Source organism: Corynebacterium sp. LaCa_70, assembly GCF_058182015.1.
Genome location: NZ_CP190914.1, coordinates 289,830 through 310,270 on the forward strand (window position 1 = coordinate 289,830; position 20,441 = coordinate 310,270).

At 57.6% G+C, this 20,441-nt stretch carries 16 protein-coding genes; 6 read left to right on the top strand and 10 right to left on the bottom strand.

From position 1 onward, the window contains the following. Nucleotides 1-46: 46 nt before the first annotated feature. A complete protein-coding gene (locus ACP8MI_RS01280; protein WP_239211371.1) occupies nucleotides 47-1,666 on the bottom strand; it encodes an ABC-ATPase domain-containing protein in 1,620 nt (539 codons plus the stop codon). A gap of 70 nt (nucleotides 1,667-1,736) precedes the next feature. On the opposite strand from ACP8MI_RS01280, the gene ACP8MI_RS01285 reads away from it, so the two are divergent. The 3 genes from ACP8MI_RS01285 to ACP8MI_RS01295 all read left to right on the top strand — a co-directional run bounded on the left by ACP8MI_RS01285 (nucleotide 1,737) and on the right by ACP8MI_RS01295 (nucleotide 4,503). Continuing rightward, entirely contained in the window at nucleotides 1,737-3,125 is a 1,389-nt protein-coding gene (locus tag ACP8MI_RS01285; protein ID WP_239211370.1) for an MFS transporter, read from the top strand. Between the two features lie 99 nt (nucleotides 3,126-3,224). Next, the gene (locus ACP8MI_RS01290) at nucleotides 3,225-3,845 is read left to right on the top strand and encodes a hypothetical protein (RefSeq protein WP_239211369.1); all 621 of its coding nucleotides are present in this window, start codon (nucleotides 3,225-3,227) and stop codon (nucleotides 3,843-3,845) included. A gap of 106 nt (nucleotides 3,846-3,951) precedes the next feature. Next, nucleotides 3,952-4,503 (top strand): hypothetical protein, encoded by a 552-nt coding sequence (locus ACP8MI_RS01295; RefSeq protein ID WP_201809445.1) that lies wholly within the window; start codon nucleotides 3,952-3,954, stop codon nucleotides 4,501-4,503. On the opposite strand, the gene ACP8MI_RS01300 is transcribed toward ACP8MI_RS01295, so the two are convergent. From ACP8MI_RS01300 to ACP8MI_RS01335, 8 genes are all read right to left on the bottom strand, one after another. Then, nucleotides 4,487-5,722, bottom strand: a complete 1,236-nt coding sequence (locus ACP8MI_RS01300) for a pyridoxal phosphate-dependent aminotransferase (protein WP_239211368.1) — start codon at nucleotides 5,720-5,722, stop codon at nucleotides 4,487-4,489. The two genes, ACP8MI_RS01295 and ACP8MI_RS01300, sit on opposite strands and share 17 nt — an antisense overlap. Before the next feature lie 21 nt (nucleotides 5,723-5,743). Beyond that, entirely contained in the window at nucleotides 5,744-6,403 is a 660-nt protein-coding gene (locus tag ACP8MI_RS01305; protein WP_239211366.1) for a DUF1707 SHOCT-like domain-containing protein, read from the bottom strand. 35 nt (nucleotides 6,404-6,438) lie between these two features. Continuing rightward, the gene (locus tag ACP8MI_RS01310) at nucleotides 6,439-7,692 is read right to left on the bottom strand and encodes an ATP-binding cassette domain-containing protein (RefSeq protein ID WP_284589424.1); all 1,254 of its coding nucleotides are present in this window, start codon (nucleotides 7,690-7,692) and stop codon (nucleotides 6,439-6,441) included. Next, complete coding sequence (locus tag ACP8MI_RS01315) at nucleotides 7,683-8,423, bottom strand: energy-coupling factor transporter transmembrane component T family protein (RefSeq protein ID WP_239211359.1); 741 nt, start codon at nucleotides 8,421-8,423, stop codon at nucleotides 7,683-7,685. The genes ACP8MI_RS01310 and ACP8MI_RS01315 overlap by 10 nt, the downstream gene beginning before the upstream one ends. Then, on the bottom strand, nucleotides 8,404-9,198 hold the full coding sequence (locus ACP8MI_RS01320) for an ECF transporter S component (protein WP_239211355.1): 795 nt from the start codon (nucleotides 9,196-9,198) through the stop codon (nucleotides 8,404-8,406). Before ACP8MI_RS01320 ends, ACP8MI_RS01315 begins: the two co-directional genes overlap by 20 nt. Before the next feature lie 130 nt (nucleotides 9,199-9,328). After that, nucleotides 9,329-9,820 carry an NINE protein gene (locus ACP8MI_RS01325; RefSeq protein WP_239211352.1) on the bottom strand — a complete coding sequence of 164 codons (492 nt, stop codon included), beginning with the start codon at nucleotides 9,818-9,820 and terminating at the stop codon, nucleotides 9,329-9,331. A gap of 24 nt (nucleotides 9,821-9,844) precedes the next feature. Beyond that, nucleotides 9,845-10,942 (bottom strand): nucleoside hydrolase, encoded by a 1,098-nt coding sequence (locus tag ACP8MI_RS01330; RefSeq protein WP_239211351.1) that lies wholly within the window; start codon nucleotides 10,940-10,942, stop codon nucleotides 9,845-9,847. A gap of 25 nt (nucleotides 10,943-10,967) precedes the next feature. After that, nucleotides 10,968-12,344, bottom strand: a complete 1,377-nt coding sequence (locus ACP8MI_RS01335) for an AI-2E family transporter (protein WP_239211348.1) — start codon at nucleotides 12,342-12,344, stop codon at nucleotides 10,968-10,970. A gap of 106 nt (nucleotides 12,345-12,450) precedes the next feature. Between ACP8MI_RS01335 and ACP8MI_RS01340 the strand changes: the two genes are divergently transcribed. Further along, nucleotides 12,451-13,793, top strand: a protein-coding gene (locus tag ACP8MI_RS01340) for an IS3 family transposase (protein ID WP_420361703.1) whose coding sequence is annotated in 2 segments (ribosomal slippage) — nucleotides 12,451-12,892 and nucleotides 12,892-13,793 — 1,344 coding nt in all. Because the reading frame shifts where the segments join, the coding sequence is not laid out codon by codon here. Nucleotides 13,794-13,876: 83 nt separating this feature from the next. On the opposite strand, the gene ACP8MI_RS01345 is transcribed toward ACP8MI_RS01340, so the two are convergent. Further along, nucleotides 13,877-17,332 carry a proline dehydrogenase family protein gene (locus ACP8MI_RS01345; protein WP_239211292.1) on the bottom strand — a complete coding sequence of 1,152 codons (3,456 nt, stop codon included), beginning with the start codon at nucleotides 17,330-17,332 and terminating at the stop codon, nucleotides 13,877-13,879. Between the two features lie 446 nt (nucleotides 17,333-17,778). Between ACP8MI_RS01345 and dnaK the strand changes: the two genes are divergently transcribed. Together dnaK and grpE are read left to right on the top strand one after the other, a co-directional pair. Then, on the top strand, nucleotides 17,779-19,641 hold the full coding sequence (gene dnaK / locus ACP8MI_RS01350; protein ID WP_239211288.1) for a molecular chaperone DnaK: 1,863 nt from the start codon (nucleotides 17,779-17,781) through the stop codon (nucleotides 19,639-19,641). Next, the gene (gene grpE / locus ACP8MI_RS01355; protein WP_239211283.1) at nucleotides 19,642-20,430 is read left to right on the top strand and encodes a nucleotide exchange factor GrpE; all 789 of its coding nucleotides are present in this window, start codon (nucleotides 19,642-19,644) and stop codon (nucleotides 20,428-20,430) included. Nucleotides 20,431-20,441: the final 11 nt, after the last annotated feature.

Below are 20,441 nucleotides of genomic sequence, written 5' to 3' on the forward strand. Positions count from 1 at the left end.
TCGCGTTTGTATCGCTCGCGATACCCACATCACCAACCTTAATTCACTAACCCCGCGTGCGGTTAATCGCCGCCATGATCTCCAGTTTGCGTGGCAACGCTAAACGTCCCGGGTGCTTGCCAGGTGTGCCACCACCCGAAAAACGGGAAACCGCATCGATGCCACCCTGCTTGACCTGATCCAACACCTCGTCGACAAGCGCGGCAGACTCACCCTGCCGAGTGCTCAAATCACCCAAAATCGAAGCAATCGCGCGGGTCTGCGAACCATCCACCAGCTGCGATAACGCGGATAAATCAATAAAACCCTTGCCGACGCGAATGCCCGCGCCCTTGGCCTGCGGCGGCTTTTTCGCACGAAAGCGCTTCGCCGGCAGCGGCCGGTGTGCAGGCTTCGGAAACGGTTCCTGCTTGTCGACGGCGCGCGCCAAACCAGCAGCGCGCTCCGTGATGTCATACGGATGGTAGGAATCCATGTGGATCACCGTGTCCGCGACATCAATAAATGCCGCGGAACCACCCGCGACCAGCACCGTCGACACGCCAACCGCAGCCAACCCACGCACGCGATCAACCAGGGGAGTGATCGGTTCCTTCTCCGTGGGGATCAGCTCACGCATGCGCTCATCGCGAATCATGAAATTCGTCGCGGACGTGTCCTCGTCGATCAACAACGCAGATGCACCGGCCTCCAGCGCCTCCATCAGCCCCGCGGCTTGGGAAGTAGAACCGGAGGCGTTATCCGTGGAAAAGCTCGTGGTATCCGTCTGCGCTGGCAAGTTAGAGATGAACTGCGAAATATCCACGTCCGTGATCGCGCGGCCATCCTCGGCGCGCAGAGAAGCAGCGGAATCGACGGTGATCGCAAACTCGCGGCCATCACCAGCAACGTGGTTGTACACGCCACGTTCCAGTGCTTTCAGCAACGTGGACTTTCCGTGATAACCGCCACCAACAATCACCGTGACACCAGCAGGAACACCCATGCCAGCGACTTCGCGTCCCGACGGCAACTGGAACGTGGTGCGCAGCGAATCTGGTGCGCGAAACGGCACCGCCTTTTCTGCCGGGGTGTCGCGGTGGCCAGCAGCGCGCGGCAAACACGAGCCATCGCCGATAAACGCGATCAAGCCTCGGCTCGGCAGCTGTTCGCGCAGGTAGTTCTGGTCGCGCTCGAGCAGCACTGCTTCGTGCAGGTCGTCGGCAGGAAAATCAAGTGCTTGGTCCAGGGCTGCCGGAAGCACGTCGCACAGCAAAGCCCGCGCCTTACGCCCCAGGATCTTGCGGCCGCGGGCTGGCAGTTGCACCTCAATGCGCAAGGTAGCGGTGTTAGAACGGGTGCCGGAGCCCGCCCCGGCGTCGTCGGCAAGCACGACGCTGGCCCGGTCCAATACCTGCTGGCCCGGCTGGTCAATGTGCAAGTCGCGGTCGCCGGAAAAGGCCTGGGCAATGCGGCGCGTCAGGAAATCACGCGCGGCCACCCCAGCCAACTCTGCAGGAACCGGGTTGGGCACGTCGACCTGCATCAATGACGGCGGAGCAAAAGGATCAGACTGCACTTTATCCACGCGCAGCCGGTATTCGCCCAGCTCATAGCTGCCGTGCAATTTCTTGTAGGCACCGTAACCAGCGCCGTCGAGGGAAGTTAATAAACGTGCAAGGCTCATGCGCCCCAGCCTACGTATTGGGCGGGGTGTCGTGGAAAGGCACCGAAAAACTTTCGGTATACATAAGAATATGACTGCCACTACCGCGGACTCTGCCGGTTGCTCGGGCACTGCCAGCTCAGCCAGCCCAGCCAGCCCTGCCGGCTGCGCGACGAAGACTACCAGCTCCAGCAAATCCATGATTGCCAGCTGGTTCCTCTGGAGTTGGGGCAACGCCTCGGTCTCGGCAGTGATGGTCACCTTCGTTTTCGGCACCTACCTCGCCTCAGACGTCTTCGGCCCCGACGAACGCGGAACCCAGTGGCTGACCAGCGCGAACGCCATCGCCGGTATCATTATTGCGGTGACCGCACCGGTGATTGGGCAGCGCGCGGATAAAACCGGCAGGCGCAAGCTGTGGCTGATCGTGCACACCTTGCTGGTGGTGGGGCTGATGGCGGCGTGCTTCTTTGTGCAGCCAGAACCAGGATTTCTCCTGCTCGGGGTGAGCCTGTTGGCTGCCCTGACGCTTTTCGACGAATTCGCCAACCTGAACTACAACGCCATGATCGTCGACATCGCCCGTGAGGGGAATATGGGGCGGATCTCTGGTATCGGCTGGGGCTTCGGTTATCTCGGCGGTATAGGGCTGTTGATGTTGGTGTACCTGAGCCTGATTGCGGGCGAACCGCCGCACATTTTCGGTATTGGGGAAGACGAAGCGTTGAATATTCGCGCCGTCGCCGTGGTATCTGCCGCCTGGTTTTTAATTTTCGCGCTGCCGCTGCTGCTCCATAAAGAAAAAACCGCAGATAAAAACACCATCGAGCACGTCAGTATCGCGCAATCCTACCGCCGCCTGCTCGCCGTCATCGTTCGACTGTGGCGCGACGACCGCAACACCTTCTGGTTCCTGGTGTCCTCGGCGATCTACCGCGACGGCCTTTCTGCAGTTTTTGCCTACGGTGCGATCCTGGGCACCACGCTGTACGGCATCTCCCCGGCCAACGTCATCATTTTCGGCATTGCGGGAAACGTGACCTCTGCGCTCGGGGCGTTTTTGGGTGGCTGGTTGGACGACCGGCTGGGGCCTAAATTCGTGATCAGTGCGAGTCTTTGGGCGCTCTTGGCGACGGCCGTGGGGCTGCTCATTTTTAGTGAAGAGCGTGGACCGATCACTCCGACGCTCGCATTCTGGATTTTTGGTCTTGGACTCTGTTTGTTCGTCGGGCCTGCCCAGGCGTCGTCGCGTGGTTTTATTGGGCGAATTGCCCCACCAGAAAAAGCAGGGGAATTATTTGGCCTGTATGCCACAGCCGGGCGCAGCGTGTCGTTTCTCGCACCGGTGATGATCAGCATTTTCTTGGCACTGCTCGGCAACAATATCGCAATTATTTTAGCGATTGCGACGATCCTGGCCGTCGGCCTGGCGCTTCTGTATAAGGTGGATAACCCGCGTGAACACGCACGGGTTGTATAAGAGGTACGCGGGAGATGGATTTTCACTGTTAACCATCCCTAATTGCGAGACTACTTGTGAATAATGGGGGTAGTCAGGCCGGGAAAGGAATATCAATTAATGACTCTCAATGCCTATGTTCATGTAAGTTGGGATGGGTATCGATTAATACTAGATCATATTGAGAACTTTAATTTACAGTTTTTCTTGATTTGGTCGGGTATATTTCTTTTGCTACCTATGTCCGTAGGAGTCGCTGTAGGATATGCACTCTTTCAAGAGTTGCCTTCAGATGAATTGAAAAACTATTCATATTGGGAAGGCTTTGCAAAAGTCTTAAAATCTGGGGTGCCAGGTTATTGTGTGGGACTTATTTTACCTTTTGCTTGGTTAAGTTGGTCTGGGTATGTAGAAAATAATATGCCCCGTATCGGCCCCCCGGGTGAATATTCGTATTGGCAAGCATTCGGGCTAGTTGGGACTGCAATAATTATCTCGGTAATACTTAATCTTAAGAACCGTCTTTTGCTCGTACCTGGGATAACTGTGCCAATGGGAATTACGATGGGAATGGCTACAGTGTTCGTTGTTATTGAATCTACTGTGCCCGACAATATTAGCGGTTTAGCAACGGCTTACACTTCTGTTGTTGGCACTCTAATTTTAATATTGGTCAATCTCCCTCTTTCGATATGGAAGTTTCGCAAAAACAAGCCAAGAATAGAGGGTAACGCCCAGTGAAACTACTATGCTATTTGCGGGCAACGCCAATTTACGCACGTGAGTCATATTTCGCGGTGGTTAATCTTGCTCAGCGTGATAACCTTGAACAAAAATTGAGGACACGATGGACTTTCACGTAGAACGATTTATTAATATCGCAGGATTTGCGGTTGTTTTGCCTACTGCAGCTGCCTTGTTGGCGTTATATCTTGCTTTCCGTTTCTCTGTGGAGAACCGAAATGCCCTAGACCAACTGAAATGGCCGTTTTCCGTATTTTTACTGAGCCGTTGGTTCGCTGGTTTTATTTTGGGGCCCGTGCTTGCTGCAGCCTGGTTAAGCTGGTCGGCTAGCCCAGGTTTAGAAGGAGCGGGATTTTTTCCGGGAACCTATCCGTACTGGCAGATTGCGCTGTGCATTCTGAGCGTAGGGGGAGTTTCCATCATGATTAATATGTGGTGCGCGATCCCCCTATTGGGTGGCTTTCTCGCACCGCTTGCGATGTCATCGGGAATTGCTTTCGGCGAAGCGTATTTGGAATCATTCGGAGTGGCAAGCCAACAAGGTATCGGCACCGTGATGGCTTTTGCTGGCTCATTTATCGGTTTGCTGGTCCTCAATTTCCCGGTAGCGATCTGGCGGGACAAGCGAAAGAACCATGCTACTGCCGATAATTAGCCAAGAAATTGCCCAAACGCTCAATCGCATTCTCGAGCTGTGAAGCCCACGGCAGCGTGACCACACGGAAGTGGTCTGGGTGCGGCCAGTTAAACCCTGTGCCCTGCACCATCAGAATCTTTTCTTGTTTCAAAATATCCAGCATCAGCTTCGCGTCGTCATGAATCTCATGCACATTAGGGTCCAACCTCGGGAAGCAATACAGCGCGCCCTTCGGCTTGACGACGGACACGCCCGGGATCTCACTCAGCTTTTCATAAGCGATATCGCGCTGCTTCAACAAACGCCCATTTTCACCGGTCAATTGGTAAATCGACTGCTGCCCGCCGAGTGCCACCTGAATCGCGTGCTGCGCTGGCACATTCGGGCACAAACGCGTGCCCGCCAGCATCTCCAGGCCTTCGATCAAACCAGAAGCATTCCGCTTCGGCCCCGTGATCACCATCCAACCTGCACGGTAACCGGCCACACGGTAGGCCTTCGACAAACCATTAAAAGTAATGCACACCAGATCCGGTGCCAAGGAGGCGGTGGAAATGTGCTTCGCGTCGTCGTAAAGAATCCGGTCATAAATCTCGTCGGACAGCAACAACAGCTGGTGCTCGCGGGCAATATCTACTAGCTGCTGCAGCACCTCACGCGAATACACCGCGCCCGTGGGGTTATTCGGGTTGATGATCACCAGCGCCTTGGTCTTCGGGGTGATCTTGGACTTCAGATCCTCAATATCCGGGTTCCAGCCGTCGTCCTCATTGCCCAGGTAGTGCACGGGAACGCCACCAGCCAGGGACGTGGCCGCAGACCACAAAGGATAATCCGGGGCTGGGATTAACACCTCGTCGCCGTCGTTCAGCAGCGCCTGGGTGGTCATGGTGATCAGTTCGGAAACGCCGTTGCCCAAAAAGACATCGTCGATATCGAACTTGGGGAAATCCTCCAGCTCATAGCGGGTGACGATCGCCCGCCGCGCCGGAATAATGCCCTTGGAAGTGGAATAACCCTGCGCGGTCGGCAACGCCGAAATCATATCCCGCATGATCACATCCGGGGCATCAAAACCGAACGTCGCCGGGTTGCCGGTGTTGAGCTTCAGGATGCGGTGGCCGTCCGCCTCCATGCGCTCGGCCAAATCCGCGACGGGGCCACGGATCGCGTAGGCCATATTCTTGATCTTGTCGGATTGATCAAAAATGCGCGCAGGGTGACGTGGATGACTCATTCCTCCATCTTGCCAAAAACGCTAATGCTTTTTCCATTTGTTCAACTGTTCGCGCGCCATGTTCATCGCATCCCCGCTCAACTCCGCAGCCTGCTGCCGACGCTCCGCCCACTGCTGGCGCGTCAATTCCTTTTGTTCTGCGCGACGCCCAGCTTCTGCAGCGCGGATTTCTTTGCGACGCTGCCGCTCCAACTGCGCCGGTGACGGGCGGTGCCAGGAATCCGGGCCGATCTGCATGACATACAGTGCGATCCAGATTGCCGGAACCACGAATGCGCTCAGCATCGCTAAGCCGCCGAACAACACGGCAGTGCCGGTGCTTGCTGCCTCGAAGGCCAACGCGACGAAGCCCGGAAACGCGATCATGCCCGCCAGCGACGTCAGAATCGACGTGCCTAGCCGTGGCTTCTTCGCGGCCTCCCGTGCGCGCTGCACCTGGGATTCGGAATAGTACTTCTCGACGGCGCCACCGGTGGCTTGCTGCGTAAACGGGATATCCACGAATACCTGATCCAGGTCGCGCTGGTATTGCGCCTGGGCGACGGCCGCGCACCGGTCGTCGAATTCGTCGATCTGCAAACGGCCTTCCGCTAAGGCGTGTCCCAGGGCGTTCATCGCCTGGTCGCGGTCTGCATCCGACAGGCGCATCGACGCATCACTCTGATTGAACGGGGTGCTCATACCGCCATCTTAGCCGGATACCCTAACCCTATGCTCTAGCCGGATGATCGCCCGATTTTTGCTTCAGTAACCTCCGCGTAGGTTGCCACATCCTGTAACAACGAGGGATCGTGGCAGGTCATGATCACCGCCGCTCCACCGGACAAACACTCGTGCAACAGGGCATGCAGCCGCCTGCGATCAGCCGGGGTGAGCCCCACATCTGGTTCATCGAGCAACACCATTTGCCGACGTTGCGCGATCACTGCGGCCACCTGCAGCAAGCGCAGTTGTGACGGGCTGAGATCCAACGGATGGGTATCGCCGGTGAGCTCCGGTGAAGCGTGCGCGGTGGTGTCGGTGATGATGTCCCTGAGTTTGTCGTCGTCCAGCATGGCGCTTGCCGACGCATCCAGTACTTGTGCTGCTGGATCCTGCAAAGCCAGCGAGACCGTCGGTGTGGAATTGTGTGGGTTGGTGCCTGAGCCAGTATCCTCGCTGAGGCCAGCGAGTTGCCGCAGTAAGGTGGTTTTGCCAGCCCCATTATCCCCGCGCAACCAGCACACCGCACCGGCACGAGCCTGCAGATCCACCGGCGCACTAGAAAACTCGCGTGCGGGATTAGTGTTTTTCGCAAACTGCCACCAGCGTCGCTTTGGTGTGTGACGACGGGCGCGGATTCCGGACCACTCCGCGACGATGGCGCCGGGCTGGAGACGAGGCAGACGGAATTGCTCACGATCGGCGGAACGCTGATAGTCCAGGCACAACACCATCCCTGCACCGCTTACGGCGAAGTTGCGCAACGCAGCTAAAACCGACTGGGCGGAATCTGGATCTAGCCCCGCTGCGGGTTCGCAGGCGATGATGACATCCGGGCAGGCAGCTAAAAAACTGGCCACCAGCATCCGCCGAGTCTGCCCACCCGAGAGCTGCGCGGGGTGAGCATGCGCGAACTTTTCGAGCCCGAGCTGGCGCAAAATTTCTTGACAGCGTGGTTCCATGTCTGCAGCTGCAATCCCTTGCTGCTCCATGGGCTGCGCGATTTCTTCGATGACCGTGTCGCGCTGGTGTGAGACCACCGAGCCAATCTCATAACCCAGCATCACAACACGGGGAGCCGGTGCAGGTTCGCCGCGCAGAAATTCGTAATAAGTGTGGGCGATCTGCCAGGCGTCGTTGTTTGCGGTGTCAGTGGTTTCGCCGCCGTGCTTTTCGGAGCCATGGTTGTCGGCACTGTAGTCGTCGGCAAGCATAATGTGGCTGAATTTTTCGGTGCAGACTTGCCGGTGTAGCGCGTTTATATCCATGCGAGCACCACCAACCCGATGGCTGCGGCGGGGAAGATGAGTCGCAATAAGATCTCCCAGCGGTGTGCGCGGACCGGGTAAAGCACAGTCCGCCGGCCAGGTGCGTCGTACCCCATGCCCTGAAGAGCGATTCCACGGTCGGCACCCCGGGTTAAAAGACGGGTGATCACGGGAATGATCATGTGGGGAATCACGGTGGTGAGGGTGACTTTGCGCCCGGCCAGGCGGTTCGCGGTAGCGACTTCGCTGATTAAAGCGCTGGCCTGCGGAAGTAGCTGCAACGAAGCGCCCAAAACATAGACGACGGAATGGTGCAGGCCGAGGTGCTGGAGAGCTTTGAGCAGATCCGGGATGTGTACATTCGCCATGGCCGCCAGCGGGGCAGTCATGAGCGCGCAGAAGCGCAGCGCGAGTTCACCCGCGGTAACCAGCCCGTCGGAAGTGAGCAACGGTGCGATCTGGTGTTCGCCGTGCGGGGCGTGCACCAGCAGCATCGACAACCCCGCGGGAATGGATAACGCGATGGACGTCGCCGGGACCGCTAAGCTGCGCGAGCCCGTAATACCCGCGAGCCAACCCAAGGCAATGATCGCGGCATGCAGCAGCGGCCAGGAAATAGACAATGCGGCCACCCACGCGGATACGCCAATAATGATGACCGTGAGCGGGTGCAAAAAATGCACTGGCTTGCCGACGGGCACCTGAGCCGTACTAGCTGTGCTCTGCTTCATCGCGGTGTTGCGGCGGAAGCAGCTGGCGCAGGGTGCGCTTCGGCAATGCCTTCCAGGCAGCCCAGACGATGAGCAGCACCAGAATCTTATCCAGCGGGTCCGAGATGAACGACTGCAACGTCACCGAAGCCAACAGCGACTGGCCCATCTCGCGGAACAAGGACACCACCGCGCCGGTACCCACACCCGCGGTACCGCCGTAGACGAAGGCGGCGACGGGCGCGGCGATCGCACCAGCGATAATGCCGATGATCGCACCAGAGACAATCAAGCGCCACAGCTGGCGGAATGCCCCGAATTTATGGATGGCCACACCGGACATCCAGCCGACGGCAGCCGAACCCGCTGCGAATGGCAGGGCAGCAGGGGCAATTAAAGCCCAGATGAGGTTGCTGAGAGCGCCCGTCGCCAAGCCCGCATATGGCCCGGCGAGAGCCGCGATGAGCACCGTGCCGACGGCATCGAGGTACAGCGGAATACCAGAGGCGCCGATGATCTGGCCGACGAGAATATTAAGCACCAACGCCACCGGAATAATCGCGAGTGTGCGCGCCGGGATATACGGCACGGTGGAAATCAGCAGCAAAACAGTGCCGAGCAAGTATCCACCCATTGTGAACAACGCGGCGGTGGAGCCGACGGATTCCCATTCCGTCGGGCGCGCAAAGACCAGGATCAGCCAGGTTGCGGCAATGGCGGCGACACCCAACCAGCGCAGGATCAGGGCGTTACGGGTGGGAAGGACAGGAGATGACGAAGATTTCGCAGGTGACATGAATACTCGTTTCTTCAATAGTACTGGGTCGCAGAAAACACTCCGCCACCTGCCCCTATGTCACCTCGGGGTGGTTAGCGGAAGCTCGTGTCGACGGCTGTGGCTGGGCGTCGACAAGAAAGTACAGGTTTTAGTCTAACGGCACGCCGTTGCTGTCGGTAGCGTAGTCGCCGCTACGGGCCACAATGAGAACGAATTCCACGATCACCCAGATATACAGTGCACCCAGGACGAGGAAGCCGATCAAAATGATTGCCGTGATATAGCCCAGCAGGCACATCACCAACTGGGTAACTGCCTTTTTCGTATTACCCAGGTAAAAATTGTGGACGCCGAGCGATCCCAAGAAAAACGCTAGGAGCGCAGCCGCCAGCATCGACTTCTGTTTATAACCCGGGTACGGCAGCTGCGGATCACCGTACTGGATATTCTGTTGCATACCTTGGCCTTGGTAGCCATAGTTGTTGCGCTGTGCAGGGCTGTATTGGCTAGCATCATTACCAGCATCGAAGGAATAGCCGGAGTTGTTCGAATAGCCCGAATAATTTTCGGTTGGCAGCCCGTCGTTGTCATACCGGTCGTACCGACTGTATTTGTTATAGCCGTGATCCTGCGAGTTCATGACGCCCAAGCTTAGTAAATTCTTTCAGCGCAGGTAATCAGAAGCCAATCGTGCAGCACGGTTGAGCTCGGCGAAGGCAGCCGAAATATCTGCTGCGCGGACCACCCGCGCGTTGGGCCCCCGGCTCCAATGGTTTTTAAAATCCGCGACGCTGGTGCCCCGGAACAGCTCGGATTCCGCCTCGACGGCCACGTGCGTTTTTGTGTCGATGGTATCGACGGTGCCTAAAGCGATCATGACCGTGAGCAAATCATGGATTTGTGCCTGGTAGCCCTCGCCGACGCTATCGTGAAATTCACAATAAAACCGCGTGATCTCTTCTAGCAGCCCAGACCAGGTGGTGCCTGGAATCTGTTGCTGTACTTCCCGCAGCCGTGCCGGGGTGAGCAGCATCTGCTCGGTCACGCCCAAAGAGCACAGGGTGACCGGGACGGGAGCCACCTCGAATAATTGTTGTGCGGCGTGTGGGTCGACCCAAAAATTCCACTCGGCAGTCGGGGTCGTATTGCCCGGATAATTGAGAGCACCACCCATCACCGTGATGGCAGAAAACCTCGCGAACAGCTCTGGGTGTTCCTGCGCAAACACCGCGGCGTTGGTGGCGGGGCCGGTAACGACCAGGTGGACGTCGTCGTGCGTACGTAGCGCATGCTCCCAGACTTCCTGCCACTGTAAGCCCAAGCGCACCCCGTGGCCAGGAGTATCACTGTCCGCGGTCCCAGGCCAGGTGCTGGTGGCATAACCCAAACCGGTCAGCCCGTGGGTTTCCGGAGTGGTCTCTAGCTCGACCTTCAGCGGGGCGGGATGGCCCATAGCAACTGGGACTGGGGAGATTGCGGCGGCATGCATCGATGTTGCACCTGCTGGTGCACCCCGAGGAGCAGTGGGCGTGCAGTGGCCAAGCACCCACGCGGCATTACGGGCAGTGTTTTCTACCGTTGTGTTTCCGGCGGTGGTGGTTACGCCAACCAGATTGATTTCGCGTGCATGGTGCAGCGCAGATAGATAAAACAGCGCATAGGCATCATCGATACCAGGATCGCAGTCGAGGAGAATCGTCGGCAGGCCCGAACGAGATGCACGAGTGGTCGATGCACGGGTTGTCGATGCATGAGTAGTCATAGTGCCGAGCTTAACTACTGAGCGGCTACTGAGTTGCTTGGCGAGTCTTGCGCGCACGAGCAACCATATCCGTGAGCGCTTGTTTTACCTTGACGAAAGCAGATTGCGACGATTTCGCATCCTCGTCGTCCTCGCTCGAGGCAATTTCAATGTCGTCGATGGTGAGATCTCCGGCGCGCAGGCCCACCATCTCCGAGTGGTAGCGCATGACGACGGCGACGGTGGCAGCAACCGGGACTGCCAAAAACGTGCCGATGATGCCAGCCAGTGCCGAACCCAAAGTGATAGATAGCAACACGATCGCAGCGTGCAGTCCCATCGACCGCGATTGCAGCACAGGCTGCAACACGTTGCTTTCCAGCTGTTGGACCAGAATGATCAGTGCGAAAACCAACAGAGCATTGGTCAAACCGTTGGAAACCAGCGCAATGACTACCGCCAGGGTGCCCGCGGTGATTGCACCGACAATCGGGATGAAACCAGCGAAGAACGTGATCGTCGCCAGGACAAACGCCAGCGGTACATTCAAGATCCACAGACCCACACCGATGAAGATGGCGTCGACAAGCGAGACCACGGCCTGGGTGCGCAGGAATCCGGCCAGGGTGTTCCAAATGCGGGTCAGCAGCTCGGTGGCGTGCCAGCCCATGTCGTGGCCAGTGTATTGCCGCAGCCACGGTAGGAACTTCGAACCGTCTTTGAGGAAAAAGAACGTCAGCACGAACATGATCACGATGGTGATGACCAAGGTGCTGGCCACCGAAACACCCGAGACCAGGCTCGAAGCGATAGTGCCGGACTGGTTGCGCAAGAATTTCATAATGCTATCGGAAAATTCCGAAATCTTGCTGACGTCCAAGTCAAACGGCAACCGGTCTGTCATCGACAGCAGTTCGCGCGCGCCATTTTCCGCTTCATTGACCAGCTCAGTGCCCTGCGAGCGGATCGTCGGGCCCATGGCGGCAAAAATACCGACGACGACGCCAATAGAACCCAACAACGTGGTTAAAGCGGCCAGTGCAGGCGGGAACTTCGCGGCCTTCAGCAGCTTCGCCACTGGTGCCAGCAAGGACGTCACCAGGATGGCGAGGATCGCTGGCAAAATCGCGCGCCAGGCGAAATACACGAGGACTAACGCCAGGGCCAATGCCGCCACAGAGATGATCAACCGCCATGCCCATGCCGCCATCGTCTTGCCATCGCGCGCCCAGATGACCGAGCGGTCTACATCCTCGACTACCACAGGGGTTTTCCGGTCTGGCGTAATATTGCTCAGCCCGGGTTCCGGTGCCGCGCCATCATTCGCGGTGATTTGGTTGGCGGGGCTGGCAGGGCGTGATGCCATCTCGGCTGATTGGCCTTCGTTGCTGGCACTGGCAGAAGCGTCATCGTGGTTGGTCACAACGTTGACTATAACTTACCAGGGCAAATAAAAACGCCCCGGAGGTGAAGTGCTCCCCATTAGTTGGACTGAGAAATCAGTTTCCGACTAGTGAGGAGCACTTTTTATGAGAGCACGAAGTTCTTTGAGCGAATCTCAACGCGAGCAGCTCGTTGACTTGTTTGAACAAGGGCTGAGCTATAGGGCGGCGGCTCACCGGTTAGGAGTTGGCCTGTATCCGGTAAAAAGATTTGAGCGTCGTTTCCAGCTGCATGGCAGACTATGTCTTGTGGAGAAACCAACTAAGCAGCATTTTTCCTTCGAAATAAAGAAGGAAGTTGTCGATCGGTTCATTAACGGCGAGTCCAAGATGGAACTGGCTAGGCAGTTTGGTTTGTCATCGGACCAACTTGTCTCTTATTGGGTGAGGGCTTGGCATGCCGGTGGTGATCAAGCGTTGCAGCCGAAACCGAAGGGACGACCGAAAGGCAGCGCCAGCTCGAAACCGTTGACCGAGGAAGATCGGCTACGCCGCGAGGTGGAGAAACTACGGGCAGAAAATGCGTACTTAAAAAAATTGCGGGACTTGAGGAACCAGCGACGAGGCTGAAAGTAGAAGCTATCGTCACCCTCAAGTCAGCCCACCGCCTGGAAGACTTGCTGGTTGCGGCATGTCTTGCCCGGTCAACATTTTTCTATCACCAACAACGCCTCACCATGGCTGATAAGCATGCCCAGCTCAAGCAGGCAATCGTCGATGTCTTTGAGCGTATGAACCGTCGTTATGGTTACCGGCGAGTGCATGCTCAGCTACGCCGGGAAGGATGGGTCATTAACCATAAGCTGGTTTACAAGCTCATGGGCCAACTGGGGCTTAAGTCCAAGGTCAGGGCGAAAAAGAAGTACAACTCGTACAAAGGCACTGTCAGTTATATCGCAAGCAATGTAGTGAATCGATGTTTCACCCCTGATGAACCAAATACGGTGTGGGCAAGTGATGTCACGGAGTTTCGCGTTGCTGGCACCAAAGTCTACCTGTCGCCGATCATGGACTTATGCGATCGCTCGATCGTGTCGTACAGCGTTTCAACTTCACCAAATACGGCGTTTACCTCGCAGTCTTTGCGCGATGCCATCGCACAAGAATCACCAGATCAAGGATTGGTTGTGCATACCGATCGGGGATTCCAGTACCAGCATTCCAGCTGGCGCACACTTATCGCGGGTATTGGTGGGACACAGTCGATGTCAAGGAGGGGAAACTGTTACGACAATGCGGTGATGGAAAACTTCTTCGGGCATCTGAAAACGGAGATGTACCACGGTGAATCATTTACCAGTGTAGAGGAGTTCTACCACGCAATTGATGAATACATTCGTTGGTACAACCATGAACGCATCCAGAAACGACTCAAGGGCCTGACTCCGGTGCAATACCGGAACCAGACCCTAAAGCCTCTAACCGCCTAGAATTAAACCAGTCCAACTTTCGGGGGCAAGTTCAAGGGTACCGGGGCGTTGCGAAGTCTACGCAGCTAACTTAGCGCGTGAACTTAACGCTGGATGTGGCCGGTTGGGCGGACGATGCCGAAGCGGTGCATCGTCACAGACACAGCCTGCTCCAGCAGGTAAGGAAGCAGCTCGCGACGGCCGTCGGCAAGAACTTCCCAGTCAATGATGACGGACTCGGACTTCACGGCCGCACGGTAAGCCTCTGGCTCTACCTCACCGATAGCACGCACGCGGGTCGATGGCACACCGCCGAGCTCAGCAGCGAACTCATTGGTGTTAGCGACCTGGCATTCGAAGCCCATGTCTTGCAGCTCTTCGGCGATCTCGCGGGGTGCAGACATGTTCAGCTTCACGCCGGTGATCTCGGAAGCCAGGATCTGGCGTGCTACCTCGCGTGGCTTGTAACCCTTGCCGACGCGCACGCGCAGGCGCTCCCAGAATGGGCGGTAGCGGAAGATATTGGCCTCCGATACCAGACCGGTGTAGTCGTTGGAGCGGCCGAACTCGTTGTGCCAGTTCTTCGCATCCAGCTCGGCAGCGCGCCACAGCCAGTTGATGTCGTCGTCAGACAGCTGGGAGTCCAAGCGCTCGGACAGATCCTTGAGCAGACGGGTGATTCGTGGGGAGATTTCCACCTTGTGGTGTTCCAGCTTGCCTTCGGACCAGGTACCGAACTGACGGACGTAGTTTGGTCCACCAGCCTTCGCGCCAGGTCCCAGCACGGAGTTCTTCCAACCACCGAAGGACTGACGCTGCACGATAGCGCCGGTGATGCCGCGGTTGACATAAGCGTTACCAACCTCGACGTTTTCCATCCAGTACTCGACTTCGTCGTCGTTCAGCGAGTGGATGCCGCCGGTCAGGCCATAGCCAGTGGAGTTCTGCCATTCGATGGCTTCTTCCAGGGTCTCGGCGTACATGATGCCCAGGACTGGACCGAAGCACTCGTTCTGGTGGTACCAGGAACCTGGCTGCACGTTGTCCCGGATACCAGGCGACCACAGGGTGCCTTCTTCGTTCAGCTTCTCTGGTTTCAGCAGCCACTTCTCACCAGGCTCCAAGTAGGTCAGGCCGCGGTAGAGCTTCTCGGTTGGCTCTTCGACCAGACCGTTCATGGTGACGGAGATGTCAGTACCGAAGCCTGGCTTTAGGGTCTTGACGGCGTCGACCAGCTGGTTCTTGACGCGGTCGGAATCCTTCAACGAACCGACCAGGATCGCCAGCGAGGATGCCGAGCACTTCTGGCCGGAGTGGCCGAAGGCGGACTTGTAGAGGTCCTGCACAGCCAAGTCAGGGTCGCAGGCTGGGGTGATGATCATGGCGTTCTTACCGGAAGTCTCGGCGTAGATGTTCATGTCCGGCTTCCAGGAACGGAACAGCGCACCGGTATCGGAGGCGCCGGTCAAAACGACAGCATCCGTCTTGTCGTTCGAGATCAGGTGTTTACCAGCTTCGCCTTCGTCGGCGTTGACCAGCTGTACCAGGTCAGGGTTCTGGCCAGCGGCTTCCAGGCCGGCGCGCACGGCGTCGACGGCGACCTTGGCACAGTGCACTACCTGCGGAGCAGGCTTGATGATGACCGCGGAACCAGCAGCCAGAGCAGCGGTAATACCGCCGACTGGGATCGCGATTGGGAAGTTCCATGGCGGAACGATGACGGTCAGCTTGTTCGGGGTGAATACCGACTGGGTGCGATCCAGCGCGATAGCCTGCTGGCCGTAGTACGTAGCGAAGTCGATGGCCTCAGAGATTTCTGGGTCCGTCTGGTCGACGGCCTTGCCAGCTTCCCACGCAGCGACGGAGATCAGCTTGCCGCGGGCTTTTGCCAGCTCATCGCCGACGGAGTTCAGGACCTCGCAGCGTTCAGCGCCGGATAGGGCTGCCCAGTCGTCGGCAAGACCCACTGCGGTGTTGATGGCCTCATCAACCTCGGAGGTTTCGGTGACGGACTTGACGCCGTGCTCGCCTGGGTTGGACGCCAAAGCTTCCAAAGCCCATTCGCGGTTCGCGCGCAGAGATGGGTCGGTGTCTGGCTCGTTGATGAAACGGCCAGTGTTCGGGGTTTGGCGGCCGGTTTCATTGTTGCGGTCCTGCTGACGACGCTGGCCAGCGAAGGTCTTCCAACGATCACGCACGGAGGCATGGAAGCGTTCCTGCTGATCTTGCATTGGGGTTTTGCCCTTGTCGCTGGCTTCGTCCGGCGCGAACAGAGCGTAGAGGAAGTTCTGCGATTCGGCGTTTTCTTCCAGACGACGCACCAGGTAAGACACGGCAACGTCGAAGTCCTTCATGTGCACAACTGGGGTGTACAGGATCTGACGACCAACGACGTCGTGGACAGCCTTGGCCTGTGCTGGGGACATACCAGCCAGCATCTCGGCATCGATCTGGCGGGATACGCCACGCTTCTCGGCCAGTTCTACGGCCAAGCCCATGGTGAATAGGTTGTGGGAAGCAACACCAATGCGGATGGCGTCGGCATATTCCTCACGCAGGATGTAGTCCAGCAGACGGATGTAGTTGGCGTCGACTTCTGCCTTGGACAGATAAGGAGCCAGTGGCCAGCCGTGTACCTCGGACTCAACGCGCTCCAGCGACAGGTTGGCACCCTTGACGATGCGCACCTTGATCGGAGCACCACCGTTTTTCACGCGCTCAACTGCGAATTCTGCAAGTTCCTGCAAAGCTTCGAAAGCATCCGGCAAATATGCCTGGACGACGATGCCAGCCTCCAGGTTTTTGAACTCGTCTTCGGAAAGGAGTTCCTTGAACAAGCGGATGGTGAGGTGGAGGTCGTGGTATTCCTCCATGTCCAGGTTGATGAAGACCTGCGGCTTGCGGCTAATGGCCTCGCGGTACATCGGACGCAGACGGTCCTTCAAACGCTCCACGGAACCGTCGTGATCCCAGTGGTTCAGCTGCGCACACAGCGAGGAAGCCTTCACGGATACATAAGTCACCCGAGGGTTGCGCACTAGTTCCATGGTGCGGTCAAAACGGGACTTGGCTTCTTCTTCACCCAGGACGGCCTCACCCAACAGGTTCAGGTTCAGGTCCTGGCCCTGCTCAGCAGCCTTGTCCAGCATCTTGTTGAGGGCATCGGACTCCGCATCCAGCACCAAGTGGCCCACCATCTGGCGCATACGGCGACGAGCGACCGGCATGACCAAGTTGGGAAGGATTGGGCCGAAGAATCCGCCGGCGCCGACCATCAGGGCGTCGATCTTGCTCAAGAATTCTGGGGATTCCGCAAGCTCAGACAGTGCCTCTGCCGCAACCTTGTTGTCCTCCGGGCGCATCACGCGGTCAACGAAGTCCATGGTGAAGCTGACACCATCCGGGTCACGCACCATGTCTGCGAGCTGCTCAGTGGAACGCGAGGATTCGCCCTTGGTGACCTTCAGCCACTCATGCGCGCGCTCTACTGCAGCGTCGACGCAAGCCTCCACGTCGTGGCTGTTTTGTGGGGGAGTATAAGCAGTTTCGTTAGCAGTCATTTTGTCCTTCTCAGTTGTTCTCAGTTATTGAGGTCTCAATCGGCCCTGGAAGCGCCGGGAAATCTGGCTGACTTCGGGCGCTCGTGCGTATTTGAGAAGCAATGTGTACGGAGAATATGGCAGTTACCTATGCCACCTATCGGCTACTCTACTCACACTTTTGACTGTGATGGGAATTTTAGAAACGTGTGATTTTTCACCCTTTTCGTGGGGTTTTTCGCGATTTTTCCGTGCTGGGAATAAAAGCTGAGCGGGGATGGTTATGAAAGTTGAGTGAGTCATGCTCAAGAAAGTTGGCACGACGAAAAATCGTCTGCTACAGTCTCGCTTGTAGTTGAGTCAGTGACAATCAAGTTCAGGCTCAAGCCAAGAAAACTCAGAAAACACGTTCACGCAATTCGAACTCACAATTCGAACTCGCAAATCGAACTAAGGAGAATTCAGTAATGGGACGCGCAGTAGGTATTGACCTCGGAACCACGAACTCCGTTGTTTCCGTCTTGGAGGGCGGCGAAGCAAAGGTTATTGCTAACTCGGAGGGTGCTCGCACCACCCCGTCGATCGTGGCCTTCGCTAAGAACGGCGAGATCCTGGTTGGTCAGTCTGCAAAGAACCAGGCGGTCACCAACGTTGATCGCACCATCCGTTCGGTCAAGCGCCACATTGGTACTGACTGGACCACCGAAATCGACGACAAGAAGTACACTCCACAAGAGATTTCGGCTCGCACCCTGATGAAGCTGAAGCGGGATGCGGAATCCTACTTGGGTGAAGATGTCACCGACGCTGTTATTACCGTTCCTGCATACTTCGAGGACGCGCAGCGTCAGGCCACCAAGGAAGCTGGCCAGATCGCAGGCCTGAACGTCCTGCGTATTGTCAACGAGCCAACCGCAGCCGCACTGGCTTATGGCCTGGAAAAGGGCGAGCAGGAACAGACCATCCTGGTATTCGACTTGGGTGGCGGCACCTTCGACGTCTCCTTGTTGGAAATCGGCGACGGCGTCGTTGAGGTGGTTGCTACCGCTGGTGACAACAGCCTGGGTGGCGACGACTGGGACCAGCGCATCGTCGACTGGTTGGCAGAGAAGTTCCAGCAGTCCAACGGCATCGACCTGACCAAGGACAAGATGGCCCTGCAGCGTCTGCGCGAGGCTGCTGAGAAGGCCAAGATCGAGTTGTCCTCGGCACAACAGGCATCGATCAACCTGCCATACATCACCGTCGATGGCGACAAGAACCCACTGTTCTTGGACGAGACCCTGACCCGCACCGAGTTCCAGAAGATCACCCAGGATCTGCTGGACCGCACCAAGAAGCCATTCAACCAGGTCATCAAGGATGCCGACCTGGGCATCGGCGACATCAACCACGTCGTTTTGGTCGGTGGCTCCACCCGTATGCCAGCGGTAGCTGAACTGGTTAAGGAAATGACCGGTAAGGAGCCAAACAAGGGCGTAAACCCAGATGAGGTCGTTGCTTCCGGCGCTGCCCTGCAGGCAGGTGTTCTGCGTGGTGACGTCAAGGACGTTCTGCTGCTGGATGTCACCCCACTGTCGCTGGGTATCGAAACCAAGGGCGGTGTGATGACCAAGCTCATTGAGCGCAACACCACCATCCCAACCAAGAAATCCGAGACCTTCACCACCGCGGAAGACAACCAGCCTTCCGTGCAGATCCAGGTCTTCCAGGGTGAGCGCGAGATGGCGCAGCACAACAAGCTGTTGGGATCCTTCGAACTCGGTGGCATCGCTCCAGCTCCACGCGGTGTCCCACAGGTTGAAGTCACCTTCGACATCGACGCCAACGGCATCGTGTCCGTTTCCGCGAAGGACAAGGGCACCGGCAAGGAAAACACCATCAAGATCCAGGAAGGCTCTGGCTTGTCCGATGAAGAGATCGATCGGATGGTGAAAGACGCTGAGGCACACGCTGAGGAAGACAAGAAGCGTCGTGAAGAGCAGGAGACCCGCAACAACGCGGAAAACACTGCTTACCAGACCCGCAAGTTCCTGGACGAGAACGGTGAGAAGGTCGACGAAGAGACCAAGAACAAGGTCACCGAAGCCGCTGATGCCGTCGACGAGGCACTGAAGGGCGACGATATCGAGGCCATCAAGTCCGCCGTCGAGAAGCTGTCCACCGAATCGCAGGCTATGGGCCAGGCTATGTACGAGGCTGAAGCCGCGCAGGCACAGGCTGATGGTGAAGCCGGCCAGGCTGGCGGCAATGACGACGTCGTCGATGCTGAAGTTGTCGACGAGGACGATGCCGACAACTCCGACGAGAACGCAAAGGGTGACAAGTAAATGAGCAACCGGGACGAGATGCCGGATAACCCCGGTTCCCCGGACGCGACCGACCCGGAGGCTACCTCTGCCGCACAGGCAGAAGCCGCCGCGGATGCTGCCGAGGCGACCCAGCAGGAAACTGGGCAGCCTTCCGGTGGCGCCGGAGCAGACGGTCTTGCCGACGACGTCGCTGTGGAACCTGAGGTTGACGAAGTAGAAGAGCCAATTAGCACGGCCGCGGACGAAGCGGCTGCCCGTGATGCGGTTGCCGACGAGGCCACAGAGGCTGGTGCTGAAGAAGTTGCAGCCGATGAGGCCGAAACCCCAGAGCAGGCCCTGCAACGTCAGCTGGATGAACGCACCGACGATCTCAAGCGGCTGAACGCGGAATACACCAACTACCGCCGCCGTAGCGATCGGGAACGCCAGAGCGTTTCTGAGTCCGCGAAGGCTTCGGTACTGTCCGCACTGCTGCCAATCCTGGACGATCTGGAACTGGCCAAACAGCACGGTGATCTGGAAGAAGGATCCCCTCTGGAGAAGTTCGGCTCCAAGTTCCGCGAAACCTTGAAGGGCCAGAACCTGGTGACCTTCGGTGAACCGGGCGAAGCATTTGACCCGGAGATCCACGAGGCCGTGCAGGATCTGTCCAGCGGTGGCGAGCAAGTCGTCGGCACGGTTTTGCGTAAGGGCTACAAGGTAGGAGACCGCCTGGTGCGCAACGCCATGGTGATCATCGCTGATCCAGAAGGTTCGGAAACTGGATCTGGCTCTGACGCATCCGCACAGGCGAACGACAATCAGTAAACAATGAGGAA

Coding starts and splice junctions, on each gene's coding strand:
- dnaK (WP_239211288.1), top strand. CDS start 17,779: ATGGGACGCGCAGTAGGTATTGACCTCGGAACCACGAACTCCGTTGTT.
- ACP8MI_RS01325 (WP_239211352.1), bottom strand. CDS start 9,820: ATGAACTCGCAGGATCACGGCTATAACAAATACAGTCGGTACGACCGG.
- ACP8MI_RS01330 (WP_239211351.1), bottom strand. CDS start 10,942: ATGACTACTCATGCATCGACAACCCGTGCATCGACCACTCGTGCATCT.
- ACP8MI_RS01300 (WP_239211368.1), bottom strand. CDS start 5,722: ATGAGTCATCCACGTCACCCTGCGCGCATTTTTGATCAATCCGACAAG.
- ACP8MI_RS01295 (WP_201809445.1), top strand. CDS start 3,952: ATGGACTTTCACGTAGAACGATTTATTAATATCGCAGGATTTGCGGTT.
- ACP8MI_RS01320 (WP_239211355.1), bottom strand. CDS start 9,198: ATGTCACCTGCGAAATCTTCGTCATCTCCTGTCCTTCCCACCCGTAAC.
- grpE (WP_239211283.1), top strand. CDS start 19,642: ATGAGCAACCGGGACGAGATGCCGGATAACCCCGGTTCCCCGGACGCG.
- ACP8MI_RS01290 (WP_239211369.1), top strand. CDS start 3,225: ATGACTCTCAATGCCTATGTTCATGTAAGTTGGGATGGGTATCGATTA.
- ACP8MI_RS01315 (WP_239211359.1), bottom strand. CDS start 8,423: ATGAAGCAGAGCACAGCTAGTACGGCTCAGGTGCCCGTCGGCAAGCCA.
- ACP8MI_RS01285 (WP_239211370.1), top strand. CDS start 1,737: ATGACTGCCACTACCGCGGACTCTGCCGGTTGCTCGGGCACTGCCAGC.
- ACP8MI_RS01345 (WP_239211292.1), bottom strand. CDS start 17,332: ATGACTGCTAACGAAACTGCTTATACTCCCCCACAAAACAGCCACGAC.
- ACP8MI_RS01310 (WP_284589424.1), bottom strand. CDS start 7,692: ATGGATATAAACGCGCTACACCGGCAAGTCTGCACCGAAAAATTCAGC.
- ACP8MI_RS01305 (WP_239211366.1), bottom strand. CDS start 6,403: ATGAGCACCCCGTTCAATCAGAGTGATGCGTCGATGCGCCTGTCGGAT.
- ACP8MI_RS01280 (WP_239211371.1), bottom strand. CDS start 1,666: ATGAGCCTTGCACGTTTATTAACTTCCCTCGACGGCGCTGGTTACGGT.